The sequence below is a fragment of the Agrobacterium tumefaciens genome, from assembly GCF_005221385.1.
GTDB classification, from domain to species: Bacteria; Pseudomonadota; Alphaproteobacteria; order Rhizobiales; family Rhizobiaceae; genus Agrobacterium; species Agrobacterium tomkonis.
Genome location: NZ_CP039903.1, coordinates 216,003 through 242,701, shown reverse-complemented (window position 1 = coordinate 242,701; position 26,699 = coordinate 216,003). Strand labels below are relative to the sequence as shown.

Genomic DNA, 26,699 nt, shown 5'->3' with positions numbered 1-26,699 from the left:
GATCAAAAACCGATGAAGACCGGGCCAAAACCATCCACGAACTGACGGATGAGGGCCGCGACCGAAAGGTAAAGCATGAAAAGACCGCCCGCCAGAACGAAAGGCGTCGAGATGAAATAAACCGGAATCTGCGGTGCCAGCTTATTGATGAGACCGACGGCAACGTTGAACATCAGGCCGTAAATCACAAAGGGGCTGGCAAGCCGCAGCATGATGGAGAACGACGCCCGCAGCGTATCGGTGAGTGTGATCAGCATCTTCTGGCCACTGATAAGCGCCCCGACCGGCGTGGCGGTATAGGAATCAACCAGCGCTTTCAAAACGATATGGTGGAAATCCAGCATGAACAGCACCAGCAGACCACCGAAGGTGATGAAGTTGGATATCTGGTTTTCCTGCACCTCTTCGATGACGTCAGCACCGCCGGGCGCGCTGAGACCGATGGAAGCGCCGATGAGCGCACCGGTAAACTGGAAACCGAGCGTATAAAAGCGTGCGATCAGGCCATACATCGAACCGATGACGATCTCGGTGAAGATGAGGCCGACGACCGTGCCCTGGCTTGCGCCGGAGACTTTCGGATAGATCGTATCCCACAGCACCGGCAGAAGCGCCATGGACACCGCAACACACAGCAGCATGCGGATCTGCGGTGAAATGCGCGAGCTGGAAAAGCCCGGCATTGTCATGAAACAGGCGCCGATACGGCAAATGGCAAGGAACAATGCGATAATTGTCCCTTGCGGGTCGGTTATCATGAAATGGCGCCTAGGATCTTGATCTCCAGACCCTTGGCCAGTTCCACATGTGAAAGAACCGGCAGGGTCGCAAAGAGTCGCTCGATAATCATGCGCACATAGGACCGCGTTTCCGGCGAGGTTACAAGGACAAAGGGCAGTCCGCGATCCATGAATTCACGGATAACTTTCGAAGCCTGCTCGGAAAACTCTTCGAGATGGCGCGGATCAATATCGAATTCGACGATTTCGCCCTTCTGATCGCGCTTGAGCGCCTGATGGAAGACCATGTCCCACTTGTTGCCGAGGCGCAGGACGCGCAGCACGCCGTTGTCGGCGAGATCGCCGCAGAGCTGCTGCGACATGCGCACCCGCACATGTTCGACGATCTGTTCCGTCTTGCGCACATGGGGTGCGAGTTCGGCGACCGCTTCCAGAATGAGATGCAGGTTGCGGATCGATACGCGTTCGGCAAGCAGCAGTTTCAGAACCGCCTGCAGGCCGGAATAGGACATGTGCGACGAGCAGATTTCGTCGGCCAGCTTCTTGTATTCCGGATCAAGCCTGTCGATCAGGATTTTGACGTCCTTATACGACAGGAGCTGCGGCAGGTTGTTGCGGATGACTTCGCTCAGATGCGTCAGCACGACAGAGACATTGTCGATCGGGTGGAAGCCTTCGCGTTTCAAATCTTCGGTGAAGGTTTCGAGGATCGAGACGGCAGGCATGCCGAAGGCGGGTTCGCGGATTTCGTCGCCGGGAATGCTCGGCTTGCGCCCTGCCCCGGTCACCACGAGAACATCGCCGACACGCAGGTTGCTCGACGCGATGGTCGTGCCATGGACGCGGATCTGATAGGCCTTTTCCGGGATCATGATGTCGTCGGAGACCTTGATCTCCGGCACGACGAAGCCGTATTGGGTCGCAAATTTCTTGCGCATCTTGCCGACGCGGAAGGCCAGCTCCTGATGCGCGCCGAGAAGGCGGGTCGACACCTGCTTGCCGAGCGCCAGTTCGATCTCGGCGGTTTTCAGCACCTGCTTGACCGAATCCTTTTCCGCTTCGGTAGTCTGGAGAACCTTGTTCTCCTCCTCCTGACGGCGGAGAGCGTTTTCAGCTTCGGCCTGGCGCGGAATATACCAGCTGCCGAAGGCCATGATGCCGCCAAGGAAGATGAAGGGCAGGAAGGGAAGACCCGGCATAACCGCCAGCAAGCCCATCAGCATGGCTGAAACCATCAAAGCGCGGGGATAGCCGCTCAGCTGATTGACGACCGCCTGATCCGTCGAGCCGGCGGTGCCGCCGCGCGACACCAGAAGGCCGGCCGCCAGCGACACGATAAGCGCCGGGATCTGCGAAACGATACCGTCGCCGACCGAAAGCTTGACGAAAACATCCGCCGCCTCGCCGATCGGCATGCCGTGGCGGAAGTAACCGATGATGATGCCGCCAAAGACATTGATTGCGGTGATGATCAGACCGGCGATCGCATCGCCGCGGACGAATTTCGAGGCACCGTCCATCGAACCGAAGAAGGAGCTTTCCTCTTCCAGTTCGCGGCGACGGCGCTGTGCTTCCTTTTCATCGATAATGCCGGCGGACAAATCCGCGTCGATCGACATCTGTTTGCCGGGAATGGCATCCAGCGTGAAGCGGGCACCGACTTCAGCGATACGAGTGGCGCCCTTGGTGATGACGATGAAGTTGACCGTGATCAAGATCAGAAAGACGATCAGACCGATGACGAAGTCGCCGGACATGACGAGGCTGGAGAAACCCGCAATCACGCCGCCCGCCGCCGTCGGCCCCTCATTACCGTGCGAAAGGATGACACGCGTTGTCGCAATGTTCAGCGACAGGCGGATCATGGTCGCGATCAGCAGCACGGTCGGAAACGACGAGAAATCCAGCGGACGCTGGATCCAGAGCGCCACCATGAGGATGAGAACTGAAAGCGCTATCGAAAACGCAAGCCCGATATCCACCATAACGACTGGAATGGGCAGAAACAGAACGCAAAGGATTGCCACGATGCCCAGCGCGAAACCGACGTCCCGCATGCTCGGACTTACCTTGGGCAAGGAGATGACTGGTGGTTGCGCCATAAAATCGTCCTGTCTCTTCATGAGAAGGGCGACGGAAAAGCCGCCGCACGGTTCGCGACACCGGCTTTTCGAAATTGCGCGCGCAATTCGGTCCGATGCTTCAGCCTATCCCTAGTCGCTGAAGCTTGCGCGAGGGTGGCATCCGCAGCGCTCAGATGTCAGAAGCCGGACTGGATGCGCGAAAATACGAGATTGGAAAAAAGGCCGATCTGCGCACCCACAAAGGGGGCGGCAATGCCAAGGACGAGCATGATCGTCACGATTTTAGGAACAAACGTCAGCGTCATTTCCTGAACCTGGGTCAGGGCCTGTATGAAGGCAATGGCGACACCGACGATCATGGCGGCCAGAACGGCCGGACCGGCGGCGACGAGAACAGTCCAGACTGCTGCCTGCATGATATCAAGCGCATCGGCCTCGTTCATCGTCGCATCCTTTATTTCAGAAGGGCGGCATCATACCGCCCCTACACTATCACGAATCGGCAGGCTTATCCGAATCGGTATCGCTATCAGGTGTAGTCGCGATCGGACCGTTCGAGAAGCTCACACCGGCCTGCAGCAGCACTTTGTCACCAGCTTCGGTAATGGCGACAACGCCGTCCGAATAGACTTCGACTTCCTTCACCACACCGGTGACCTTGTCGTCGGCGCTCTTGACCGTCTTGCCGACCAGATCGGAAGCGCGTGTCAGGGCTTCGGCCTGCAGCATGCTCTTCAGATGGGTGTTGGTCTTGATCGTCTGCTCAACCTGCGAGAAGCTTGCCAGCTGCGACATCTGCTGACCGGCATCCATCGGGCTGGTCGGATCCTGATTCTTCATCTGGGCGATGAGGAGCTTCAGAAAGCTGTCGTAGTTCAGCGAAGCTGCGTTCTTGTCATTGCTGCTCGCCCCGGCATTGGCCCAGGGGTTAGAGGCTGCCGAGTTGACTGCATCTACCGCCATGGTGCGATCTCCTTGCGAATCTGTTCGATCGTTGCGGGGGTCATTTCCTGATTGTTGAGGATTTTTTCCTCGGTCGGATAAAGACCGCGAATGGCCTTCAGCGCTTCGAAGGCCTTGCCCGAGGCAACCAGCCCGTCGATCCGCTTGAGTTCCGCCAATATCTCATCATGCTGGAAGCAGTTCAGCAGCATGCTGACGGACTTGCGGAACATGTTCGTAGACTGTTCGCGCCCTTCCGGGTTGATGAGGATCATCTGCGCGATGAAATAAAGCTGCCTCAGCGGCGTCGTCGCCTGCTCCGGCTGCAAAACGTGGTTTTCAAGCAGGAACGTGACATCGTTCAGGAATTCGAGCGCCACCTTGCGATCCACCCGCAAAACTGCACCGTTGATGAAAATCTTTTCGCCCGATTTCAGCGAGATTCGAAGTGTACTTTTCATTTCAGTCCATCCCTGATGATGGTTGTCACGTCAATTATGCCCTGGAAATTCGTCGACTGACGTTTCCGGATCAGTTCGCACTCTTTCAAAATCCAGATCGCGATCGAGATCAGATTGGCCCTCAGTTCCATAGCCAGCTGGTTATCCGGCTGCTTGAGGTCCTCAATGAAGCGGATCCAGACCCGCCGAGTGTAAAAAAGTGCTTCGATCGTATGGCGTTGGGAAGACGAATCCTTTGCCTCCACAAGCAGTTCGATCGATTTGGTCAACGCCTGCCGCTCGCGATCCTTCGCGTCTGCGACACCATCCTCCATGATTTCGGCGTAGGAAAACTGGTACATTCATGTATCCTTTATCTGCCGCCACCCCTGTTCATCAGAGGTAGTTCACCAGACTCATTTTTTGCAGACGCGACGTCAGGCTGTAGGCGATTTCGATCTGCTGCTGCAGCAGGTCGAGACGGGTCTTCGCTTCGTAGGTATCGATACCTTCGATATCCAGCAGATGCGTCTCGATGATCTTCTTCTGCGCGGCCAAAGAGTCGTTCGACTTTTTGACGCGTTCCTGCGAGAGGCCGAGGCCGCTGGCCTGCTGGTTCAAACCGTCGATCGCGGTACCGATAGTCGTAACCGCGCGGGTGGCGACAGCTTCACGGACATCGCTCGGAACCTTGTCGTCGAGGAAGGTCATCGCCGTCATTGCCGTCATCGCGAAATAACGCATGCCCTGCGAATTACTGTTGGTCGATGTCTCGATCACTTCGTTCTGGCTGATCCGGCTCGTCATGTTGGTGTCGCTGGCCTTGGAGCCGAACGTCGTCCAGAAATCAACGTTCTGACCGGTGGTGAGACTGCTGTGCGGCGGGTTGGTGACCGTCGTCGTGCCGTTGAATACACCTTCCATATGGGTCATGAAGGCGTTGACCTGATCCTTGGACAGGTTGGCGATGCTTCCCACCGGCGGCGTCTGCGTCGCCATGAAATGGTTCAGCTCATCATTATAAGCGGTCTTCAGCGTCGAACCATCGGCGAAATAGTCATCGACCGGCTTCACATCCGTATTCGTACCGGAAAACAGATATTCGCCATCGACAGCAGTGTTCGCGAAGCTGGTGAAATTGTTGAGCGCATTGGTAATTTTCTGGTTGACGGTGGCAAGCGTGGGCTGCGCGCTGCTCGTATTCGGCACCAGAACGCCAAGGATTTCCTGGGCGGCCTTTGCCATGCCGTCCAATGCCGTCTGCGACGATTCAAGACGTTGCGTGGCAAAGGAATTGACCGTGACAAGCGAAGAAATCCGCTCCACATCCCGATTGAGATCGAGGCTGCGGGCCGTATTGGCACCGAGAGTGACGCCGAGATCCGCGTGCTTGCCCGTTGTCAGTTCGGTATTGAGCTTGGTCATCTCAAGCTGGGCCTTGAGGATGGTGCTGCGCATGCTGTTCTGCATCGCCAGCGATGAAATGAATGACGTTTTCATCTTTTACCTCACCATGTCCATCAAGGACTTGAGCATTTCATCGACGGTGGTCACCAGCTTGGTGGCTGCCTTGTAAGACTGCTCGATATCCATGAGCAGCGACAGCTCCTCATCCAGGCTAACCGCCGTATTGTTCGAATAGGAGGCGGCGGAGCGCTCATAGAGCGCGCTTTTCGCTTCGTTCGCCGAAGTCGCACCGGATCGTTCCTGTTCGAGCCAACCCATCGAGTTGGTGCCGTATTTCAAGATGCTGGTATTCGTATCGATACGTGTCGACGCGGCAAAATTCATGGGCGCGTCGAATGCGGTCACATAGCTGTCGATCAGGGCGGAAAAGCCAGTGCCGCCCGTAGCTGTGGTATTGACAATATAAGCGGTACCGTTGATGCCGCCGTCGCGCAACAATTCCGGGTTTCCACCTTTCGAAATAATTAACGCGGAGTTGACGTTAATGCTGGCAGCGAGTCCCGGAACGATAACGCCAGCGGCAGGAATCTCGCTTGTGGCCGTTGCTCCCGCCCATGTGAACAGGCCAGGTTTCGCCGTCAGGGGCGTCGCGGGCGGTGCCGGCTGCGTGATCGGCTTTTCCGCAAACATGGTGATCAGGCCGCGAGCGATTTCGTCGAGCTGGCTCTGCATGGTCGGTGCCAGATCGTCACGAACCTGCATCAGACCCTGCAGCGACCCTTCCGCTGTCGTGTTGCTGCCGTTGCCGGCCTTGAGCGCCACGCCATCGACATAGATCGCATTGCCCGTGGTCGTCGCATCGTAGCCCGGCTGCGCCTTGAAGGTGACCTTGCGCGGCACGACTTCGAAGAGGGTCGCACCTTCCGTGGTGTAAAGCGCCACATCGTTGTTTGGACGATTGACGACATTGATGCCCATGATGGACGAAATGTCCTTCAACAAGGTCTCGCGCTGGTCAAGGGCGTCGCTCGGATCACCGCCGATCGCCGTCTGCGCCTTGACCTCGTTATTGGCTTCCTCGAATTTTGCAAGCAGGCCGTTCAGCTTGTCGACCTGAAGGGAGATTTCCTTGTCGGCACGCAGACGCATCGCCTGCAATTCGGAAGACGCCTTGTTCAGGGAACTGGCGACATCCGCAGCCGAGGTCACAGCCGTCGCCGCAAGGGCAGCATTGCTCGGCTTGGCGGCGTAACCGCTCAGGCTCTTCAGCAATTCCTTCATGTAGGTAGACGGCGAACTTTCATAATTGTTGCCGCCGAAAATGCTCTTCATCTCCTCAAGGCCGGTCAGAACGGTGTTCTGACCGGTGGCCAGCGAGGCGCTGGAGATCGTCTGCCTGAGAAGACTTTCATTCTGGGCACGGCCATTGGAGACGATACTCGCTCCGGCCATGGTCGTGCCGAGAATGGCGGTTCGCTTGACGTAATTCGCATTGCCGACATTGGCAATATTCTTCGAAGTAACGTCTGTCTGCTTACCTGTATTATTGAAAATCGACTGCGCAGTATTCATTGCTGACGTGAGCGACATTCATCTGTCCTCGTAGGAATTACTATCTCTTCAGATTGATCAGGACGTCCATCAAATCCGATCCAGTCTGGAAGACCTTCGAATTCGCGGTATAGATACGCTGGGATTCAATCATGTCGGTGAGTTCACTGGCGATATCGACGTTTGAGCCTTCCAGTGCACCCTTCTGGATGTAACCAAAGCTGCCCGTCTGCGCGAAACCGATGGTAACGACGCCCGACTCGTTGCTGGGCAGATAGACGTTGCCGTTCTGCGGGCTGAGGTTGTCGACGCTCGGCACGGTTGCCAGCGCCAGCTGGTAGATGTTGCGGCGGCCACCATCCTGATAGACTGCCGTCACCACACCGTCCTTGCCGATTTCGACATCCTTGATCTGGCTCGGACCGTTACCGTTCAGGATTGCGGTGCCGGGCGTGAACTTCGAGGAGAACTGCGTCATCTCGGACAGATCGATCTTGATCGACTGCGCTACGCCGCTGACCTGATCGTCGATGGTGATGGATGTCGGAGATGCAGGGGTTCCGGTTTTCAGCTTGTTGGTCGCCGGATCGAAGACCAGCGTTACCTTCTCCTGCACCAGATTTGCAGCCGGTGTTGCCGTGTAAGGGAAGCCGCCATTCGTCGACTGATCCTGACGATAGACCGACACTTCCCATTGCGGGTTGCCGGACGTGTCATTGTCGATGCGCGTATAATAGAAATCGTAAAGGACTTTGGCACCACCGCTGTCGAATGCCGTCAGCGATGTTTTTGCGCCGATCTTTGCGGTTGCGACGTTGTCAATGGGGCGCGAACCTGCCGGTACGATTGCTTCGTCACGGTTCAGGTTGGCCGGGAAGCTGCCCTGTGTCGAGGGCGAGGCCGTCAGACCGAAATTGTTGACGTTGATGGCCTCAAGACCAGTAAAGCCGTTGACGACGGCAGCCGGCGGGTTGGAGCCGTAGGGGTAACCCATCAGCTGGAAGCCCGCTGCGTTTTCCAGATAACCTTCGGCATTCTTCACGAAGGAACCGGCGCGTGTGAGGTAAGGCGTGCCTGCACCATCCTGAACCACGAAGAACCCATTGCCCTGAATGGCAAGATCGGTGCTTGAGGTGGTGTAGGAGAGGTTGCCCTGCTCGGAAATGCTGTAGCGTACATTGGACTGCACGCCGCCGGAGGCATAGCTGCCCGACGAGGAGGGCAGAACGAGCGAGGAGAACGACGTCGATGCGCGCTTGTAGCCGGTGGTGCTTGCGTTGGCGATGTTGTCGCCCACGGTGCCCAGCTTGTTCGCCTGCGCATTCATGCCGGACACACCGGTTCGCATAGTGCCGAAAATACTCATTCAAAAACCCTCGTGGTCATCTTTCAGGGAGAAGGTAAAGCGTTTGGCTTGCGTGAAGCTGTCTGAAATACCGCGTTTGAAAAAGACCACGCGGGTCAATGAAGATCATTGCCAATCAATGCTGTAGCCGAGGAACCGCTTGGAATCGACCGGATCGTAGCCGAGCTTCTTGCGCAGCTTCTTGCGCAGCTTGCTGATGTGGCTTTCGACGACATTCTCTTCGACGTCATCATCGAAGATGCCGTAAATGGCATTGAAAATCTGCGTCTTGGAGACGCGGCGTCCGCGATTGGCGATCAAATATTCAAGGATGCGGCGCTCACGGCGCGGCAAGGGAAATACTTCGCCACCGACTTCCGGATCACGGCCATCGGAGAAAACCCGGATAGGGCCAGCATCGGTAAAGTTCGAAATGACCTGCAGCCGGCGACGGATCGCCGCCGCACGCGCCAGGATTTCACGGGGGTGAACCGGCTTGCGCACGACATCGTCGACGCCGCTGTCGAACAGTGCCAGCGTCGATTCCAGCGAGGGCTGGTCGCTGACCGCAATAACCGGCGCCGTCGTGCGATCCCTGATCGCCTTCGGCAAAGAGAAGCTCCGGTCGCCCTGGCCGATCAAGAAGGCCTCCACGGCCGCAAGATCGCTTTCCGCTGCCGTCGAGACCCATTCCCCGAATTCGACCGGATCGAACCCGGTCGAGGGAATGCCCTCACGCCCAAATAGAGATGTATAGCCGTCTTTAACGAGCTCGCGCTCATCAACCACTACGATCATTCGTCCGCCTCCGAATCAGTGTGGTGTTTTCCAATAAGGCATTGGTACGAATCGGGGGATTCAGCGACAACTGTAGGAAATCATCGATAGATATTAATAATTGATTAACTATTTTGTGCCGATTTGATCTATATATAGTGGTTGTTAACCATATATGGCACAAAATTTTTGTGTAAAAATTTTAAAATTCCCAAAAAACCGCTTGCAGCGCCTTTTTTCGATCAATCTATCGCCACATTTCAAATTACGAGTCCTGCGGTTTTTAAAGACAATTTCAGGTTGTCAACCGTCGCAGAAATTTTTCGCGTTGGCAGTCCATTTTCCGTAGCCCGTCGCCACCAGATTGGCGATGACCCGGCAGACATATTTCTTCTGCGCCGGATCGTTATTGGGGCCCGCATGATAACGCGCGACCGCCATGGTCCAGGTTTCATGCCTGTTGTGAAGGTTGCGCAGGAACATGGCGGCATATTCGACATTGCGGCGCGGATCGAACATTTCGCGCGCGGATGTGAAGTTTTCGCCGTGAAAATAGTGGTTTATCTGCATGCATCCGAGGTCGATCAGCTTGGCGCCATTGCGCTTCGCCGCCTCGAAAGTGGTCAATGCCTCCTCCGTGGATGCGGCAAATACCGGTTTTCCTTCAATATTCATGGCATTGGGGTCAAGCCGCCCCTTGCGGCCCGTCTCGGTCAGGCCAACGGAATAGAGAATTCCCTCCGGCACGCCATATTTGCGGGCGGCGGACTGGATTTCTCTTTCACAGACACCTGATGTTGCCGAAGCCGAGGCTTTTTCAGAGGTAGACGCCATTGTCAGCAGAAGAACGGCCAGAGCCGAGAGCGCCATCCATGCCTTCATTATGCACCCCCAAATTATCACCATTGCCTTGCCGGCCATCCCGTGCGCCGGACTCGTCACGGTTGCGCCCTGCAGCGGCCTGCTGGCCCTGCTGCTGCGCCTGCTGATTTTGCTGATTGTTGCCTTGTGTGCCCGTTTGGTCACTCTTGTCGGAAGAAGCGATGCTGATCGTGATGTTATCGACCGTCAGACCCTGCGCTTTCAGGCCATCAAGGATGCTCTTGCTGTCTTCCTGAAGCTTTTTATAGGCCGCAACGCTCTCCACCGTCATGTGAACGGCGAGCTCGTCGCCGGCCAGACGCAGCGACATCGTCACCGATCCAAGCTCGATCGGCGTCATATGCAGCTTCAGCGTATGGACAACCTTGCCTGTGCTGCTCTGGGCAGCGGCGTTGGAGAGCGACGAACCGGGCTGCATCGCGCTGACCCATTCCGGATCATTAGCGATGAGACCGGTCAATGCGGATGCGTTGGTCGATGGCGCCAGGCCGATGAACCGCCGTGAATCGAGAACCGTTATCGTATCCGCCGCCTTGCCGGTGCTTTCCCGGGCATCAAATTCAACACGGCCTTCGCGCTGAACCGTGCTCATATCGAGGGCGCGGGACGTGCCGGAACGCGAGGAGGCGAAGCGGAATGCCGAAGCACCATTTTCGCTATCCGAGCCGGATTCGGCCTCATTGCCAGCAAGCTCGGCTCGTGTCGGCATGTCCTTGGGCGAAGGCTCCGTCTTGCCACGGACGGTCTCGGTCCTGTCGGATTTGACCAGATCGGCCTTGCCGGCGATCGCCTGTGCGATCTCCTCAAGCGGTGTCTTGGCCGTCGCGATATCGCCGACATTGGTCGCGATCGTATTCATATCCGCCAGTTTCGGCTCAATGGCATCCGCCGTCGTTTTCGTATCCTTGTCGGCGTCGTCCTTGAGCTTCTTGCCGGTCTTGCCGTTTTCAGCCGATGTGCGCGCCGGTTTCCCCGCGTTCTGAAGTTCGGCTGCCGTCTCATGGCTGCGACCTTCTGCGGAATGGTCGTTGCCGATCACATTCAGGAAGGTCGAAGGCCGCTTCACCGGCGTCTTTGCTTCTTCTTCGCCACCTTCGGGCTGCGCATGCTGCTCCTCAGCCGAACCTGCTTCCTGCTGATGGCGCGAATGCGGTGCCTGCGTTGGGCGCTCATCGCGAACGGTGGACAGGGCCTCGCCGAAACTTCCGCCCTTGGCGTCGTCCCTGACTGCGGCGCTGCCGGCACGCGGATCATTATATGGCGCATTCACTATCGCGTTGATGGTTCCGTCGATCATGGTGCCCCCTCGCCTTTCTTCAACAGGCTATCGATTTCATCAAGCTTGCTGCGGCCGCTCGTTACGAGTTGCCGCACATTCTCGCCCTCATCGTCAGCCTTGTGGGTTTCAACCCGCCATATGCTCTTTTCTCCAGTGCCAGCTGTCCCATTCGAGGATGGGTTCTGTCTGGCGTCCTGCTGGGTAGTCGCAGCGCCGACCTCGGCGCCGGGCTGCCCCGGCTGCAACGAGGGTGCGCGGACCACCTGCTCGGCGATCGCCCTTGCTGCATCCCGCAGCGCCCTGTCGCGATCTGAAAGCTGCCCTTCGGGGATCTGCACGATCGTCTCGATCGCACTCACCACATCGGGCGTGCCGATGTTGGAAAGGCTTTCATAGAGATTTGCCTGTGCTTCCGGCTGGTCCGGCAGGGCGGGAGACAGAGCTTTCGCCTTCAGCGCCGCCATGCGTGCCAGCCCGTCCTTGCCGCTGATCGCCGCCAGACGGGAGAGGCGCAGATAGGCTTCCTTCTGCCTTTCCGTGTCCATCATGGCGAATGTTTCCTGTATCGCTTCCTCGCTGATGGAATCCGCCCGCTTGACCACCAGCGAGACCAGAAGATCCGCAAACTGGCTGGCATATGGCGAATGCAGGAAGCGCCGCGCGTAGCGCTGCGCATAATCGACACCGCGCGCCGCATCGCCGTCTTCAACCGCAATTGCCAGCGAGCGGCGAAGGGCTGCCTCCTCCACGATGGTGCCGGGTGCTTCCAGCCGGGCTATGTCGTAAAAACCCAGTGCGGCCAGCGGATCACGCGGGATTGTCACATTGCCGCCGATCAGTGCCAGGTAGGCACCGATCCGCGTGCCGCGATATTCAGGCACCATAGCTGCAATGCTCTGCGCCACCAGCGTACCCTTGCCCGAGAGGTATTTGCGCAAGATATCGGCGACGCGGCTGTCGAAATTGCCGTCCACATCGCGCGCGACCAGCAATTCCAGCGTCGCCGGATTGCCGCCGCTCATGGCATAGACAAGCGCCGCATCGACATTACGCGGATCCTTGAAGATCGCCGATGGTGCACTTTTAAGCCGCTCATCGATAGTCTGGAGCAGGAACCGCTGCATTTCCGTTGCCGAATGGTCGCCCATGGCAACCGAATCCTGCACGAATTGCAGGGAGCGCAACATAGCATAGGGCATGAGGCTGTCTTGCGATTGCGAGAATGCCTTGATCGGCTCCGCACCGAGACCGCAAAGCGTCGCCGCGAGAAAAAGCCAGCGTTTCGAGGATTTCGTCACACTCACCCCCGATCGGCCTCAAGTAGGATTTCGATACGGCGGTTGGCATCCGCCAGAGGGTCTGCCGGCACCTGCAATCTGCGATCCGCAAAGCCCGAGACCTGTTTCACCCGCTCTTCCGAGAGACCACCGCGCACCAGCATGTAATAGGCGCTGTGGGCGCGATCCATTGAAAGCCGCCAGTTGTCATTGGCTTCGCCCTTGAACTGTCGTCCGTCGGTGTGGCCGCGGATCACCACGCTGCCGCCCCGTTCCTGAAGCAACTTGCCGATCTTTTCCATGGCCAGAACCATTTCACCCCGCGGCACGGCCGATCCGACATTGAACATCGGCGTCTCCGACTGGTCGGAAATGGTGAGCAGCAATCCACCTTCGGCCGGCGTTACCACCAGGCCTTCAGAGAGCTTGCCGGTAATGCCCGAAATCTGCTTTTCGATTTCTTCGCGCAGCGTGTCGGCCTTTTGCCATTCGGCATCAGTGGCCTGCTGCTCATCCGGCTGCGGTTTTACAAGTGCTGCCTGCTCGATGGCATCCGGGCGCTGCTGCGGCACAACGGCGGCAACTTCCATCGGCTTGCCATCTTGCGAAGGATCAGCGGGCTTTTGAGATGCTGCGGCTAACACCGCTTCGGCGTCCTTGGCCGCATCCTGCTGCTTCTCCGCCGTCTGCTGCGGCTCCGTCGGGTTCTGCTGCTGGTCGGCGCGGGTGATCTTCACCTGCTGGGTCCAGAAATCGGGATCGAAGGGATCGCGATAGGCTTCACCACCGCTTGCGCCCGTCGCCGGGCCGGAATCAGCTGCACCGCCCTCACCCTTGGCGCTGACATTGGCCTGCTGCCCGACCTGCTGGGCGATTTCCGCCAGCACGGAATAGGGGTTCTCGAAGAAGTCGGCTTCCGAGAAATTCGACTGTTCGCCAGTCTGGGACGTCAAGTCCTCGCCCGTCGCCGCGGCAGAGCCCTGGGTTACCTTTTCCGCCTTGATATTCGACTGGTCCTTTTTCTCAACACCCTCTTCCTTGTCCACGGGCTTTTCCAGCCCCTTGGACGAGGGTTTTTCATCGGACAGTTTTATCGGATTGAAATAGCTGGCAACCGAGGCTTTGGTCTCCTCATTGGCGGCATTGACCAGCCACATGACGAGGAAGAACGCCATCATGGCCGTCATGAAGTCGGCATAGGCGATTTTCCAAGCACCGCCATGGGCGCCATCGTGCCCACCCTTGTGGCGTTTGACGATGATGATCTCGTTTTTGCCGTGGTGGTGATTTTCGCCTTCACTCATTTCATCACCTTGCGAAGACTGGACGCCCAGGCGGACATGCGGGTTACGAACACGCTCTCACCCAGTTCGACGGAAAGGTCGATGTCCGTGGTCTCGGTAAATTTCATCGTTTCTTCTTCGAAGCCCGGTTGGGCCTTCAAATGCTCGAACAAATCTCTGGGACCTTTGACGACAATTGTGACAGCCTCGCCATCCGGCATGGAAGCGCGCACCACATCCGCCAGCGCCGAAACCGCCTTGAGCGACAGCTCTTCCGTCAGAACCGGGGCAAGGATACTGGCCGTCTGTTCGCTGAGATTGGCCGCGATCGCATCGATGCCCTCACGCAGACCACGGGACAGGAAAACCGCGATCTCCTCGAGGTAGACGGAACGCAGGGCCTCCAGTTCGGCCGCATGGGAAGCCAGTAACGCGTCCTGCTCGGCCTGCATCTTCTCAGTGATTTCCCGGGTCGCATCGTCGCGGCCACGGGCATAGGCAGCCTGTTTTTCGCTTTCGACATCGACGGTCTCGAACTCATCGAAACCGGCAGCGACGTCACCGAACCCGGACATGCCCTCGGCATCCGCCAGCGGATCGCCAAACGCCAGCCCGGCGGGCTGGCTGTCACCGAAATCCTTGAGATATCTTGCAATGGAGGCGCTCATGCGCGCCCCCGGCAAAACTGGCCAGAGAGGCGAGACATGTTTCCTTGCCTGCGATTTAAGCCGTTTGGCGGCACCATCGTCATCCTTGCTACCCTGTCCGTCTCTTCCATTGCTCCGGCCGGATCACGCCATGCGATCCAGCCGATATTGCCCCGACGTTAGGTGTTCAAACTTGTGCGAGGATGAAGGCGGCCTGTTCCGGAAGCCCGCGTCTTGTCTCCGCGCCTGCCCATGCCGGGCCAAACCCTTACTTGAAGAGCTGGAGGATATTCTCCGCGTTGGCATTGGCGATCGAAAGCGACTGTATGCCGAGCTGCTGCTGCGTCTGCAGCGCCTTCAGCCTGGTCGATTCCTCGTTCATATCCGCATCGACGAGACGACCGATGCCCTTGTCGATCACGTCCATCAGGCTCGAAACGAAGTTTTCCTGCATATCGATGCGGCTCTGCAGCGAACCAAGGCTGGATGCCGCGCTGGTCATCGCTTCAAGCTGTCCGTCGACAAAGGACATCATCGCATCCAGCACATCGGCTTCGGTATATTGCTCTCCCGTCATCGTTCCCATTTTCTGGGCGAGGTCGGTCAGCTTGTTGATGTCGAGCGTCGATACCGAGATTCCGAGTTTGCGGGTGTCGGGATCGACCGCCGCGGAAATGTCGTAGTACCAGTTGGTGTTCGGCGATGTCGTCGTTGCGACCGGTGTGGTGCTGTCGGTGGCCGGAGCAGTGGCACTTGCCGGATCCGTAGAGGTGAGCTTTACCCAGACGCCGTCGCCGATCTTCAAATATCCCTGGGTACTGGCGGCATTCGTATAAATACCCGTTGCCTTGAGACTGAAGCCGGCCAAAGCAGCGACCTCGCTGTCCTTCAGCGTAGTAACCACGTAATTCTTGTCGGTGACTGTAGGAAGTGCAGGTAGCGCGGGCGTGTCCGTCGTGCGCATCGTGACCGACATCTCGTTCTTGCGGAGGAAGCGGGCCTCGGTGTCGAGAATGCCGAATTTTCCGCCGCTCAGATCGAACAGCACGGTGCTCGAATCAAGCGAATAATCGACAGTCGTTACGCCCACCGAGCCTGCAGCGGTGCGGGTAAACGAGGCAACGATCTTCTTGATGGTCGGCTCTTCGGCAGCCGGTGTCTTGCCATCGCCGATTTTCGCCTGGAGCCAGTTTTCGCCGGAGAAGGAGGCCGATTCGGAAATGCTTTTCAGCTGGTCCTGAAGCTGCTTGATTTCTTCCTGGATCTTCGTCCGGTTGCTACCTACGCCATAGGCGGCGACCAGCTTCGCCTTCAAAGACTTGACCGTCTCGATGGCACTTTCAACGGCCTCGAAGGCGGTGTCGACCTTTGCGGCTCCCAGACCCAGCGCATCCTGTACGGCCGAAAGCGCCGTGTTGTCGGAGCGCATGGTCGTGGAGATAGACCAATAGGCCGCGTTATCCGCCGCCGTCTCGACACGGTAACCCGAAGAGACACGCGCCTGCGTTGTCTCAAGGCTCTTGTCGATCATGCGCAAGGTTTGCAGCGCGGCCATTGCCGCCGCATTGGTCATAATGCTGGTCATGGGTTCCACCCAATTCAAAATGTAAGAAGAAATCCGGCGCAGCGCCGAAAACGAGCAGGAGCATCATGCGCATCGGCGATGGTTGAAATGAGCCACCGCGACCTGCCGTTCGTTAACAAATCGTTAATTCGATAGGTACCAAACAACAACGCTGATTTGCAAGGCGTTCCTCGCTTCGCCGGAGCGGTTTCGCATAAAGCTGCAGGCTTCAGGCAAGCTCGGGCAAAAAAGCGATCAAACAAAACCGCTGCGACCGCCAATTCGGCAGTCGCAACGGATAATTATCCGGTTGTGATGTTCAGGCCGCCTCGCCCTGATGGGCCGGAACGAATCGGGCCGCCATCAGGCTTCTGCGCAGGAACTCGGTATTCTCATCCGGATTTTCCGACGGGTTCTGAAACGAAACATGATTGATCTCGACCGCCGCATGTTCATTGGCGAGAATCAACTGCGCATAGACCGTGGCGCCTTTCGGTTTGATTTCGAGATCGAGAACGATCTCCGGGGCGCCTTCCCATTCAAGCTTGTATTCGCCACCCGCACCGAAATTGATCGTGCCGGGATGATAATAAAGCTCTGCGGCGGAAGAGACGAGGTCGGCGATGCTGCCATAGCACTCGAATCTGAGCAACGAAATCAGGTCTGCCGGGTCTAGCAATCGTAATTCGGTAGCGATCGGGTTGATCGCCTCTGCGACGATCATTTCCCGCTGTTCAGAATAGGCGGATTTTTTCATTGGTTTTATTGAACCCGTATTTTCGATGACTTCATGGCGTAAACCCGATGAACGAGCTCAGCCACAGCCTTATAAAAGGCTGGTGGAATCACACTATCGATCGAGACTTGCGCAAACATGGAGCGTGCGAGCGGTGGGTCTTCAAAAACGGGGATATTGTTTTCTTCCGCAATCTCGCGGATTTTCAATGCGATAAGGTCCTGGCCCTTGGCGACGACAACAGGCGCGTCACCTTCTTCGCGCACGTAACGCAACGCCACCGCAAAGTGTGTCGGGTTGGCGATGACAAGTGTTGCGCGCGGCACATTGTTGATCATGCGGCGGCGGGCGCGATCGCGGGCGATCGAACGCTGGCGGGATTTGACCACAGGGTCGCCCTGCGATTGCTTGTACTCTTCCTTCACCTCGTGTTTCGTCATTTTCAGCTGGCTGAACCAGTGGTGGCGCGTCCACAAAAGATCGACGGCGGCAAGCAATGCGGTCGAAAGCAGGATCACGACCATCATTTTCTTGACGATCTCGACGACCCTGACAAAAATCACCTGCGGATCGGAAAACATCAGGTCGATGAGGCTGTAGAAATCGCCGCGCAGCGACATGAACATAATGATCGAGACGATCAATATCTTGAACAGCGACTTGCCGAATTCCACGAAGCCCTGCTTGCTGTAAATGCGCGTGAACCCCTTTGCGGGCGAGATGCGCGACCATTGCGGGCGCACCCTCTCAAGCACTGGCGATGGCAGGTTCTGGAGAAACGACGAGGCAAGGCCGAAAACGATGAACATGATCATGGCCGGCATGAGCAGATAGGCCATGGACGTGCCGAGGAAATAAAGCAGAGACAGGGCATCAGGCCGGGTGCTGAGGTCCCATTGTTCGGGCTGACCGAACAGGTCTTTCAGCGTGACGCCAAGACGGCCGGCGCCATCGGGCAAAAAGAAGACCAGATAACAGTAAAAAGCGAGCGACGAGGCAAAGATCGGCACTTCCCGAGAGAAGGGAAGATTGCCCTTCTCAGCCGCATCGCGGAGCTTTTTCTCCGTCGGGGCTTCTGTTTTACTGTCCTTGTCCTCATCGTCTGCCAAGGCACGTTCCCGGGATCAAAAAAAAGGCCCGCCGATCCCGGCAGGCCGTCATCCCGAAACTAGCGTCCGGGGCCGGCCATCGCAATGGCCGGTTCTGCCCGAAGGGTGGGTTATCAACCGGCTTCCGCTCAAGCGGCGGCCGATTGTTCTTCCGCGCCGGCTTCCTTCAGCTGGATCTGGCCGGAATTGGCCAGACGGATAGCCTCCTGGGCAACTGCGCGGCGGGCGATCGCCACTTCGCGGGTGTTGACCGAGGCCTGCGGTACGGCAAGATCCGATTCGATCATGCGGCGCTGGCGCGGGCTGATGCTGGACAGCACACATTCCTTGATTTCCATCGTGGCGCCACGCAGCGCCATGGTCAGAACGTCGGCCGAAACATCGTTGAGCAGCATGACGCGGCTGCGCTGCGGCATGAACATGAGATCGTCGAAGAGGAAGATCTTCGGCTTGACCTTGTTTGCGGCTTCCTTGCTCAGTGTTTCGAGCGAGCTGAGCAGCGTATCGACCTGCGGCTTCTCCAGCTCGTTCATCAGATCGGCAACCTTGGTGGAGCCGCCTGCATTGCGTTCCGCTTCGATCTCGTTGATCAGATTGATCACACGCTTCTCGATGATCTGGGCAGCCGTCGGGCTCACTTCCTTCATGTTCACCGTGCGGTTCATGATATCGGCGCGCTGCTCTTCGGGAATGGTCAGGAGAACCTTGGCACCGAAGGATGAGGGCAACATGGAGAGAATATAGGCGATGGTCTGGGGATGTTCGCGCAGCAGGAACTTGCCGACGAATTCCGGCTCCGCTTCCTGCAGGCGATCCCAGATCGAGGCTTCATAGGCCTGGAAGGCTGCACGACGACCGAGAAGGCTGTCCACCTCTTCAGGGGTCAGGCCTTCTTCGAGAATGCTTTCGATTGCCTTGGCATTGTCCATGAGACCCGTTCCTTCGGTAAACAGGTCTTCGAACTCCGCCACGATCTGCGCAAGCTCATCGGGAGGAATGACGCGCAGGGTCTGGGCCGAGGAAATGATCATCTGCAATTCGTGCTGCGTGAAAAACTTCAGCAGCTTGCCGGCGACACCCTTGCCCATGGCAAGCAGCACCGCGGCCGCCTTGTCGGCCTGAGACAACGGCTTGCCCGCAAGGGGGTTACCGAAATCCTCGAAGTCCATCATGGTCTTTCCTCTCCGTCCCCACAGGGATCAGGCTTTTCTGGTACTCATTACTTCAATCAATTTTACGCCGAAGCGCGTATCGTCGTCTTCAAGTACCGTTATCTCACCGCGCGCAATACGGCGGCCATTCACCATGATCTCGACGGGCTCGCCAATCTTGCGGTCAAGCGCAATCGTCGCACCCTCTTCGAGGCTCATCAGTCCCGAAACCAGCATACGGCTGGTGCCGAGAACGATCTGGACATCGATCGGGATGTCCATGATCAGTTCCATGTTCTCGGACAATCCGCTGCCAAGCGGCGCCTTCACACCCGCGACCTGCGGGGTGGTGGCGAAATCATCCATCGCAAAACTGGCCGCTCCGCCACCGAAGGCGGAAAGGTCGGTATCATCGGAAGCGTCGTCCGTGCTTCCGAAATCGCCGAAGTCGCCAAAATCGGACAGCGAACCTTCCGCGTCCGTCTTGAGGACGCCACGCAGATCGCCGATAGCCTGGTCGATGTCGCCGGCATCTTCCAGCGACGGCAGCTCCGCATCATCGGTCAGAGGTGTTTTCTTCGTAGCCATGCGCTGATTATTCCCTTTGAAACTTGCGTCAGCCTGCCCAGAGCCCAAAAAGGGCGGGCAGGATTTTAACCCATCAAATGTCGCAAAATCTCGTCGTCCGTGCTGACATTGTTCTTCACCCGAACCATGTAGCGCTCACCGGACTTGCCGAATTCGCAATTATAGAGCTTGGAGCCGTTGGCGCTGACCTCGACGCCGATATCGTCCTGCTTCAGATCCTGAAACGGAATGACATCGCCGGCAACCAGTTTGGAAATCGTCCGCAAGGTCAGCGTTTCGAGCTTGATGCGCGCCTCGAGCGTTACCTGCGATCTCTTCACCTGCTGCGAGATCATTTCCATCCATTCCTCCTGCTTCTTCAGCGCCTGGGCCGAAGCCTTGGGCGCGACGATGGAGGTCTTGAGCAGGGGCCGCTGCGGCACGATGAGAGAAAACTCCGACGAAACCTTGCCGATATCGATCTTCATGCGGATGCTGACGCCGTAAAGGCCGGCAATCATCTCGTCGAAGGCGCTCTTTCCATTAGCACTGAACGGCGGGTCGATCGTCGCCTCGAAGCCGCCCGGCGCGTTGACGCCCGAACGCAGCACGCCCGCGATGCGGCCGAGAACCATGGCCGCAAGGTCGAGTTCGATATGCGACAGGTTGCGCTCGTCAGGTTCGCCGATGGTGTCGGGTGCAGCACCCAGCATGCGCTCCATGAGCGCGATGACAAAGCCGTTGCCGACCGCCATCATGAAATTGGGGCACCAGTTGCGCAGCGAACAATCGGCAACCGAGACGTTGTGCCCGACATTGGCGATGAGATCGGTCATCAGCCCCGATTCGGAACCGATATATTCGACATCGATCGCGATGCCGGTCTCGCTGTGAAAGATATCAGGCAGGAATTCGCTGTAGAGATGGCCGATATCGGAACCGATCCTGGCGATCGTCTTGCGATCGGAAAGCCCACCGGTGAGTTGCGCGAGCAGGGCCGTGTCGATGGTGGGGGCTCTTTGCGCTGCAGCTTTTACCATGGTCATGCCGCCTTGTTTTCGCCGCCGGGATTCATCATCTCCTGCTCGACGGCGTCGATGGACGGCCGCTCGTAGTTGGAGATGGTCTTGCGGCCGTATTCAAGCGCGACCTGCGGCACTGAACCGTTCATGTAGGCGATCAGCGTCTGCTTGACGATGATGTAGAGGCGGTGCTGCTTGGAGCGGACGATCTTGACCTGCGATGCGAGCGGGTTGCAGATCGAGTAGGACAGGATGATGCCGAGCATGGTGCCGACGAGTGCGGCGCCGATCAGGCCGCCCAGCACTTCCGGCGATTCGTTGATCTTGCCCATGGCCTTGATGACGCCGAGAACCGCCGCGACGATACCGATGGCGGGGAAGGAATCGCCCATGGTGGTGATCGCGTGGTAAGGCTTCAGCTTGTCGTAGAGGATGGTTTCGATTTCTTCATCCATCAGCGCCTCGATTTCGTGGCTACGGGCATTGCCGATGATGATGAGGCGAACGTAGTCGCAGATGAACGAGGTCAGTTCCTTGTTCTTCAGAACCGAGGGCGCCGACTGGAAGATCGAGGATTCTTCCGGATTGTCGATGTGCGCTTCGATCTCGTTGCGCGATTTCGTGCGCAGATCGCGCATCAGCGAATAAAGCACGCCGAGCACGTCGAGATAATTGCGCTCCTTCGGAACCGAATGTTTGAAGGCCTCGCCGAGCGCCTTGCCCGAATCTTTCACGACCTTCATCGGGTTCGCCATGATGAAGCCGCCAAGCCCCGCTCCGCCGATAATCAACAGTTCGAACGGCTGGATGAGGACGTCCAGATGGCCGCCCATCGCCATGTAGCCGCCGATGATGCAGCCGAAGGTGATTATAAGTCCAATTACAATATTCATTGATCGACCACGCCCGAACAGTGTTCCATGCCGCCATCTCTAGAAAATGTGGCTTGCGTGAACCTGTCCGCTACGCCTCTTTCATGCTTCTCCGGCAACCAGTTTCGCACAAGCAAGCTACGGCAATATGCCGGCAAAGGCGGACGTGCGCCTCGAGATCGGGATCAAACGAGAGCGGCGGTTCAGTGACTTCCACCTACACCAGCTACAGACTGATCAGTCAGGACATCGGCAAGTCGCTTGAGCGCGTGTCGAAGCAGCCTGACGTGGCGCGCGAAACCGAATATTACCGCGCGAAGATCGGCGATGTGAAATCCATCGACGACTTCATGGCCGATACACGCCTTTATAATTATGCGTTGAAAGCCCATGGCCTCGAGGACATGGCCTATGCGAAAGCCTTCATCCGCAAGGTGCTGACGGAAGGCACCTCGGACAAGGATGCCTTCGCCAACAAGCTTTCCGACAATCGTTACGCGGATCTGGCGAAATCACTGAATTTTGCCGAGCTTGGAAAAGCTGCGACCGCGACCGAGGCTGCACAATCGGGCACCATCGAGAAATATACCCGCCAGACGCTGGAACAGACAGCCGGCGATGATAATAACGGCGTCCGCCTTGCCCTTTATTTCGAGCGCAAGGCGCCGGCGATCAAATCAGGCATGGATTTCCTGGCCGATGACGCGCTCGCGCAGGTGTTCCGCACAGCCTTCAACCTGCCTGACGAGTTTGCCGCTGCGAGTGTTGAGAAACAGGCCGCTCTCATCGAAAAATCCATCAAGATCAAGGATCTGCAGGATCCTGAAAAGGTCGGCAAGCTGCTCGAGCGTTTCACCATCATGTGGGAAATGCAAAACCCCTCAACGACCTACGACCCCTTGGCCGTCTTCGGCTCCTCCAGCGGCTACGGCATTTCCCCGGACCTGCTGATTTCCATCAACTCCCTGAAACTCGGAGGCAAATGATATGCAATCCGGACTATATGTCGCCCTGTCCTCGCAAATCGCGCTGGAGCGCCGTCTCACCACCATTTCCGATAATATGGCGAATGTGAACACGGTCGGCTTCCGTGGCTCCGAAGTGAAGTTCGACGAAATGGTCGCCAAGAACCACAATGACATGAATGCCAAGGTGGCCTTCGTTTCACAGGGTAACGACTATCTCTCCACCCGCCAGGGCGCTTTCGAGCAGACCGGCAATTCCTTCGACTTCGCCATCAAGGGCGACGCCTGGTTCTCGATGGACACGCCTGATGGCCAGATTCTGAGCCGCGACGGCCGTTTCACCATGCGCCCGGACGGCGCGCTGATCTCTTCGAATGGCTATCCGGTCCTTGATGCGGGTGGTGGTCCCATCCAGCTCAATCCGAATGGCGGACCGATCACCGTCGGGCTCGACGGTGCCATCAGGCAGAACGAGAATATCGTCGCCACGCTCGGCATCTTCAAGGCGGATTTCTCGCAAGGTTTCCTGCGCCATCCCAATAGCGGCGTGAAGCCCGTGGCCCAGCCGACACCGGTCGTCAACGATCACGAGGTCGGCGTCGTTCAGGGCTATCTCGAGCAGTCGAACGTCAATGGCATTTCCCAGATGACGCAGCTCATTCAGGTCAACCGGGCCTTCGAGAGCATTTCCTCGCTGATGCGCGATACCGAATCCACCTTCGGCGAAGGCATCAAGACGCTTGGCGGCGCGCGTTAAGGAACTGAGCAATGACAATGCCGGAACCCATGCTCTCGGCTGAGGCGATTTCACCGAAACTTGCCCAGCTGGCGAGCCTCGCCGGACACTATGCCGATCCGGAGTTTTCGGTGGCGCCGGGCGGCCATGTCCGTACCATCGCCGCCGGACACTATACGGTTTCCGGCCTGTCGCGGCATGTGAGGCTCGGCGAGTTCGTCGCCCATCGCAGCACGACCGGCATCCATCTCGGCGAAGTCGTGCGCGTGGAGCCGGATATCTGCTATGTCTGCCCCATCGAACCCGGTGAACCGATCGGCATTCACGACACCGTCATCCGCAAGGGCGCTTTCCGTGTTGCGCCTGACGACAGCTGGTGCGGGCGCACAATCAATGCGCTTGGCGAACCCATCGACGGCCAGGGGCCGCTTTCCTCCGGTACAGAGCGCCGTTCGATCTCCAACAACGCGCCACCATCCATGACGCGCAAGCGCGTGGAGACGCCTTTCAAGACCGGCGTGCGGGCAATCGATATTTTCTCTCCCTTGTGTCTCGGCCAGCGTCTCGGCATTTTCGCCGGCTCAGGCGTCGGCAAATCCACGCTGCTGTCGATGCTCGCCAAGGCCGACGCCTTCGACAAGGTAGTGATCGCGCTCGTCGGCGAACGCGGACGCGAAGTGCGCGAATTCATCGAAGACACGATGGGCGAAAACATGAGCAAGTCCATCGCCGTCGTTGCCACCAGCGATGAAAGCCCGATGCTGCGCAAGATGGCCCCGCTTTCCGCCGTCACCATTGCCGAGCACTTCCGCGACAAGGGCGACAACGTTCTTCTTATCATCGACAGCGTCACCCGTTTCGCCCATGCGATCCGCGAAGTGGCGGTTGCTTCGGGCGAGCCGCCGGTTGCGCGCGGTTATCCGGCCTCGGTCTTTACCGAACTGCCGCGCCTTCTGGAGCGGGCCGGCCCCGGCGCCGAAGGCACCGGCACCATCACCGCCATCGTCTCCATTCTGGTGGATGGCGACAACCACAATGATCCGATTGCCGATTCGACCCGCGGTATTCTCGACGGCCATATCGTGCTGGATCGTAGCCTTGCCGAAGAAGGCCGTTATCCGCCGATCAATCCGCTCGCCTCGATCTCGCGTCTTGCCAAGAAGGCCTGGACGCCGGATCAGGAAAAGCTGGTCTCGCGCCTGAAGGCGCTGGTGCATCGCTTCGAGGAAACGCGGGATCTGCGCCTCATCGGCGGCTATCGCCCCGGCACCGATCCCGATCTCGACATGGCGGTAAAGCAGGTCCCGATCATCTATGAAACGCTGAAACAGCTTCCGAACGAGCCGGCGGCGCAGGACGCCTATGCTGATCTCGCGACAGCGCTACGTGGCGGAGTGCAGAACAATCAGCCGCAGGTAAACCCGAGAATGAGAGGCTGACACCGTGAAAAAGAAAAAGATCGACAATGGCGACGTCGAGGATACACGGTCGCAGCCGCCTTTCTTCACGTTGGACCGCATTCTGGCCTGGACGGGAATTGGACTTGCCGCAGCTGCGGCCTTTTTCCCCTGGTATGTGTTCTTCAATGAAGACAAGTTTGGAATAAAGGTGGCGGGCGGTGACCGCACACGCGACCTGCCCCACACAGGCCCCCGGGAAGTCTTCAGCGTTTCGCCGATGGCCATGACCAACCGCAACAAGGAAGACATGCCGCAACCGGCCGAACTGCCTGATATGCTGACGACGGCGACAGTCAACGCCAGCGGCAAGGAAAAGCAGAACGATCTTGCCGCCGGCGTGGAAGACCAGCCTTTCCCCGGTCAGACTTCCTTCCGTTTGCTGCATGTTTCCAACGGCCGCGCGCTGATCGAGGATGGATCGGGCATGTATATGGTGCGGGTCGGCTCCACCCTGCCAGACAATGCGCTTCTGACCAAGATCGAGCAACGCGGCGGCGAATGGCAGATCGAAACGTCCTCGGGTAAAACCTATCGTCCTGAAAAGTAGACAATTTTTTCTTCCTTGAAAAAGGCGTGCCGCATCTGCCGGCGCGCCTTTTTTGTTTCACGGATGGCCGTTCTTCCGCCGTTCGGCTTCTTTGCCCCTCCCCGCAAGTCTGACGCAAGATTAGGTGCTTAGGTTCGGGCCATACGAGATGGAGAAGTCTATGCAACCGATTCAACTGTTCGATCTGGCATCCCGCCAAGCGGAATGGCTGAGCGTGAGGCAGGAAGTCGTGGCGACCAACATCGCCAACGCCAACACCCCCAAGTTCCACGCCAAGGATGTCAGCCCTTTCGAAGCGGTCATGCAGGCCACCAGCCAGCAGGTCGGCATGGCAAAGACCCATCCCGCCCATTTTGGCGCGAGCAACCTCAGCGAAAATATCGCCGTGCGCGACAACCCGGTCAATAACGAGATCGGCATGCAGGAGTCCGGAAATTCGGTCGCGCTTGCTGAGGAAATGACCAAGACGGGCGAGATCAAGCGGCAGTACGACCTGAACGCCAATCTCGTCAAATCCTTCCATCGCATGATGCTGATGACGGTTAAGAGGTAAACCATGGATCCCTTGAGTGCGGCGAGCAAGATCGCGGGCAGCGGCCTGGAGGTGCAGTCCACCCGACTGCGCGTCGTGTCCGAAAACATCGCCAACGCCAGATCGACCGGCGACACCCCCGGCGCCGACCCCTATCGCCGCAAGACCGTTACCTTCGGTTCCGAGCTCGACCGCGTCAGCGGTGTGGAGCGCGTGACGGTGAAGAAGCTCGGCGTCGACCGTGGTGACTTCGTCAACGAATACGACCCCGGCAACCCGGCCGCCGACACAAACGGCATGGTGAAGATGCCGAACGTCAACATCCTGATCGAAATGGCCGACATGCGCGAAGCCAACCGCAGCTATGACGCCAACCTTCAGGTCATCCGCCAGACACGCGACCTCGTCGCTTCCACCATCGACCTTCTGAAGGCATCGCAATGATCGACGGCATCAAGCAACTCAGTTCCCTTTCGCTCACGCGCGGCGCAAGCGACATCTCCTCGCTGACCGAAAGCGTTTTCGGCAGCCAGCAGACGACGCCCGCCCAGCAGACGGGCGCAAGCTTCGCGAGCGTTCTCGGCAACGTATCGCTGGATGCGATGAACAACCTGAAGAAGGCGGAAGTCGCCTCCTTCGAAGGCATTCAGGGTAAGGCGAACACGCGTGAAGTGGTCGATGCCGTGCTTTCGGCCGAGCAATCGCTGCAGACCGCCATCGCGCTGCGCGACAAGATCGTGTCGGCCTATCTCGACATTACCAAGATGCAGATCTAGCCCAGCGG

The 26,699-nt window shown here is 58.0% G+C and carries 29 protein-coding genes; 7 read left to right on the top strand and 22 right to left on the bottom strand.

Annotation, left to right across the window (positions count from 1 at the left end):
- Positions 1–2 precede the first annotated feature (2 nt).
- The 22 genes from fliR to motA all read right to left on the bottom strand — a co-directional run bounded on the left by fliR (position 3) and on the right by motA (position 21,696).
- Positions 3–758 (bottom strand): flagellar biosynthetic protein FliR, encoded by a 756-nt coding sequence (fliR, locus tag CFBP6623_RS01260; protein ID WP_046800605.1) that lies wholly within the window; start codon positions 756–758, stop codon positions 3–5.
- Complete coding sequence (gene flhA, locus CFBP6623_RS01255; protein ID WP_046800604.1) at positions 755–2,842, bottom strand: flagellar biosynthesis protein FlhA; 2,088 nt, start codon at positions 2,840–2,842, stop codon at positions 755–757. The genes fliR and flhA overlap by 4 nt, the downstream gene beginning before the upstream one ends.
- A 158-nt stretch (positions 2,843–3,000) precedes the next feature.
- A complete protein-coding gene (gene fliQ / locus CFBP6623_RS01250) occupies positions 3,001–3,267 on the bottom strand; it encodes a flagellar biosynthesis protein FliQ (RefSeq protein WP_046800603.1) in 267 nt (88 codons plus the stop codon).
- A gap of 49 nt (positions 3,268–3,316) precedes the next feature.
- Positions 3,317–3,787, bottom strand: coding sequence for a flagellar hook assembly protein FlgD (gene flgD / locus CFBP6623_RS01245; protein ID WP_046800602.1), 471 nt, complete (start codon positions 3,785–3,787; stop codon positions 3,317–3,319).
- Positions 3,778–4,227: a flagellar biosynthesis repressor FlbT gene (flbT, locus tag CFBP6623_RS01240; RefSeq protein ID WP_046800601.1), complete on the bottom strand. Its 450-nt coding sequence runs from the start codon at positions 4,225–4,227 to the stop codon at positions 3,778–3,780. Before flbT ends, flgD begins: the two co-directional genes overlap by 10 nt.
- Positions 4,224–4,568: a flagellar biosynthesis regulator FlaF gene (flaF, locus tag CFBP6623_RS01235; protein WP_045021979.1), complete on the bottom strand. Its 345-nt coding sequence runs from the start codon at positions 4,566–4,568 to the stop codon at positions 4,224–4,226. Before flaF ends, flbT begins: the two co-directional genes overlap by 4 nt.
- Positions 4,569–4,602: 34 nt before the next feature.
- Entirely contained in the window at positions 4,603–5,706 is a 1,104-nt protein-coding gene (locus tag CFBP6623_RS01230) for a flagellar hook-associated family protein (RefSeq protein ID WP_046800600.1), read from the bottom strand.
- A 3-nt stretch (positions 5,707–5,709) separates the two neighbouring features.
- The gene (gene flgK, locus CFBP6623_RS01225; RefSeq protein ID WP_046800599.1) at positions 5,710–7,203 is read right to left on the bottom strand and encodes a flagellar hook-associated protein FlgK; all 1,494 of its coding nucleotides are present in this window, start codon (positions 7,201–7,203) and stop codon (positions 5,710–5,712) included.
- Positions 7,204–7,225: 22 nt separating this feature from the next.
- Positions 7,226–8,530 (bottom strand): flagellar hook protein FlgE, encoded by a 1,305-nt coding sequence (locus CFBP6623_RS01220; protein WP_046800598.1) that lies wholly within the window; start codon positions 8,528–8,530, stop codon positions 7,226–7,228.
- Between the two features lie 105 nt (positions 8,531–8,635).
- Positions 8,636–9,307, bottom strand: a complete 672-nt coding sequence (locus CFBP6623_RS01215; protein WP_046800597.1) for a response regulator transcription factor — start codon at positions 9,305–9,307, stop codon at positions 8,636–8,638.
- A gap of 282 nt (positions 9,308–9,589) precedes the next feature.
- Complete coding sequence (locus tag CFBP6623_RS01210; protein WP_046800596.1) at positions 9,590–10,156, bottom strand: lytic transglycosylase domain-containing protein; 567 nt, start codon at positions 10,154–10,156, stop codon at positions 9,590–9,592.
- Positions 10,104–11,465, bottom strand: coding sequence for a flagellar hook-length control protein FliK (locus CFBP6623_RS01205; protein ID WP_080842294.1), 1,362 nt, complete (start codon positions 11,463–11,465; stop codon positions 10,104–10,106). The genes CFBP6623_RS01210 and CFBP6623_RS01205 overlap by 53 nt, the downstream gene beginning before the upstream one ends.
- Positions 11,462–12,751, bottom strand: coding sequence for a chemotaxis protein MotC (gene motC, locus CFBP6623_RS01200; protein WP_046800594.1), 1,290 nt, complete (start codon positions 12,749–12,751; stop codon positions 11,462–11,464). The genes CFBP6623_RS01205 and motC overlap by 4 nt, the downstream gene beginning before the upstream one ends.
- Positions 12,748–14,028 (bottom strand): MotB family protein, encoded by a 1,281-nt coding sequence (locus CFBP6623_RS01195; protein WP_046800593.1) that lies wholly within the window; start codon positions 14,026–14,028, stop codon positions 12,748–12,750. The genes motC and CFBP6623_RS01195 overlap by 4 nt, the downstream gene beginning before the upstream one ends.
- Complete coding sequence (locus CFBP6623_RS01190; RefSeq protein WP_046800734.1) at positions 14,025–14,675, bottom strand: hypothetical protein; 651 nt, start codon at positions 14,673–14,675, stop codon at positions 14,025–14,027. The genes CFBP6623_RS01195 and CFBP6623_RS01190 overlap by 4 nt, the downstream gene beginning before the upstream one ends.
- A 247-nt stretch (positions 14,676–14,922) precedes the next feature.
- Positions 14,923–16,239, bottom strand: coding sequence for a flagellin (locus CFBP6623_RS01185; RefSeq protein WP_046800592.1), 1,317 nt, complete (start codon positions 16,237–16,239; stop codon positions 14,923–14,925).
- A gap of 298 nt (positions 16,240–16,537) precedes the next feature.
- A complete protein-coding gene (locus CFBP6623_RS01175; RefSeq protein WP_046800591.1) occupies positions 16,538–16,975 on the bottom strand; it encodes a hypothetical protein in 438 nt (145 codons plus the stop codon).
- A 5-nt stretch (positions 16,976–16,980) separates the two neighbouring features.
- Positions 16,981–18,063 (bottom strand): flagellar biosynthesis protein FlhB, encoded by a 1,083-nt coding sequence (gene flhB, locus CFBP6623_RS01170; RefSeq protein WP_046800590.1) that lies wholly within the window; start codon positions 18,061–18,063, stop codon positions 16,981–16,983.
- Positions 18,064–18,191: 128 nt separating this feature from the next.
- The gene (gene fliG / locus CFBP6623_RS01165) at positions 18,192–19,235 is read right to left on the bottom strand and encodes a flagellar motor switch protein FliG (RefSeq protein ID WP_046800589.1); all 1,044 of its coding nucleotides are present in this window, start codon (positions 19,233–19,235) and stop codon (positions 18,192–18,194) included.
- Positions 19,236–19,262: 27 nt separating this feature from the next.
- Positions 19,263–19,802 (bottom strand): flagellar motor switch protein FliN, encoded by a 540-nt coding sequence (fliN, locus tag CFBP6623_RS01160; protein ID WP_046800588.1) that lies wholly within the window; start codon positions 19,800–19,802, stop codon positions 19,263–19,265.
- Between the two features lie 65 nt (positions 19,803–19,867).
- A complete protein-coding gene (locus CFBP6623_RS01155) occupies positions 19,868–20,827 on the bottom strand; it encodes a FliM/FliN family flagellar motor switch protein (protein WP_046800587.1) in 960 nt (319 codons plus the stop codon).
- Positions 20,824–21,696, bottom strand: a complete 873-nt coding sequence (gene motA / locus CFBP6623_RS01150; protein ID WP_046800586.1) for a flagellar motor stator protein MotA — start codon at positions 21,694–21,696, stop codon at positions 20,824–20,826. The genes CFBP6623_RS01155 and motA overlap by 4 nt, the downstream gene beginning before the upstream one ends.
- Positions 21,697–21,881: 185 nt before the next feature.
- Between motA and CFBP6623_RS01145 the strand changes: the two genes are divergently transcribed.
- From CFBP6623_RS01145 to CFBP6623_RS01115, 7 genes are all read left to right on the top strand, one after another.
- Positions 21,882–22,661, top strand: a complete 780-nt coding sequence (locus CFBP6623_RS01145; protein ID WP_046800585.1) for a DUF1217 domain-containing protein — start codon at positions 21,882–21,884, stop codon at positions 22,659–22,661.
- Position 22,662: 1 nt separating this feature from the next.
- Positions 22,663–23,397, top strand: a complete 735-nt coding sequence (gene flgF / locus CFBP6623_RS01140; protein WP_052817091.1) for a flagellar basal-body rod protein FlgF — start codon at positions 22,663–22,665, stop codon at positions 23,395–23,397.
- Between the two features lie 11 nt (positions 23,398–23,408).
- Positions 23,409–24,815, top strand: a complete 1,407-nt coding sequence (gene fliI / locus CFBP6623_RS01135) for a flagellar protein export ATPase FliI (protein ID WP_046800583.1) — start codon at positions 23,409–23,411, stop codon at positions 24,813–24,815.
- Positions 24,816–24,819: 4 nt separating this feature from the next.
- Positions 24,820–25,383: a hypothetical protein gene (locus CFBP6623_RS01130; RefSeq protein ID WP_137002486.1), complete on the top strand. Its 564-nt coding sequence runs from the start codon at positions 24,820–24,822 to the stop codon at positions 25,381–25,383.
- Between the two features lie 160 nt (positions 25,384–25,543).
- On the top strand, positions 25,544–25,936 hold the full coding sequence (gene flgB, locus CFBP6623_RS01125) for a flagellar basal body rod protein FlgB (protein WP_046800582.1): 393 nt from the start codon (positions 25,544–25,546) through the stop codon (positions 25,934–25,936).
- Positions 25,937–25,939: 3 nt separating this feature from the next.
- Positions 25,940–26,359 (top strand): flagellar basal body rod protein FlgC, encoded by a 420-nt coding sequence (gene flgC / locus CFBP6623_RS01120; protein ID WP_046800581.1) that lies wholly within the window; start codon positions 25,940–25,942, stop codon positions 26,357–26,359.
- The gene (locus CFBP6623_RS01115; protein WP_046800580.1) at positions 26,356–26,691 is read left to right on the top strand and encodes a flagellar hook-basal body complex protein FliE; all 336 of its coding nucleotides are present in this window, start codon (positions 26,356–26,358) and stop codon (positions 26,689–26,691) included. The genes flgC and CFBP6623_RS01115 overlap by 4 nt, the downstream gene beginning before the upstream one ends.
- The last annotated feature ends 8 nt before the right edge of the window (positions 26,692–26,699 follow it).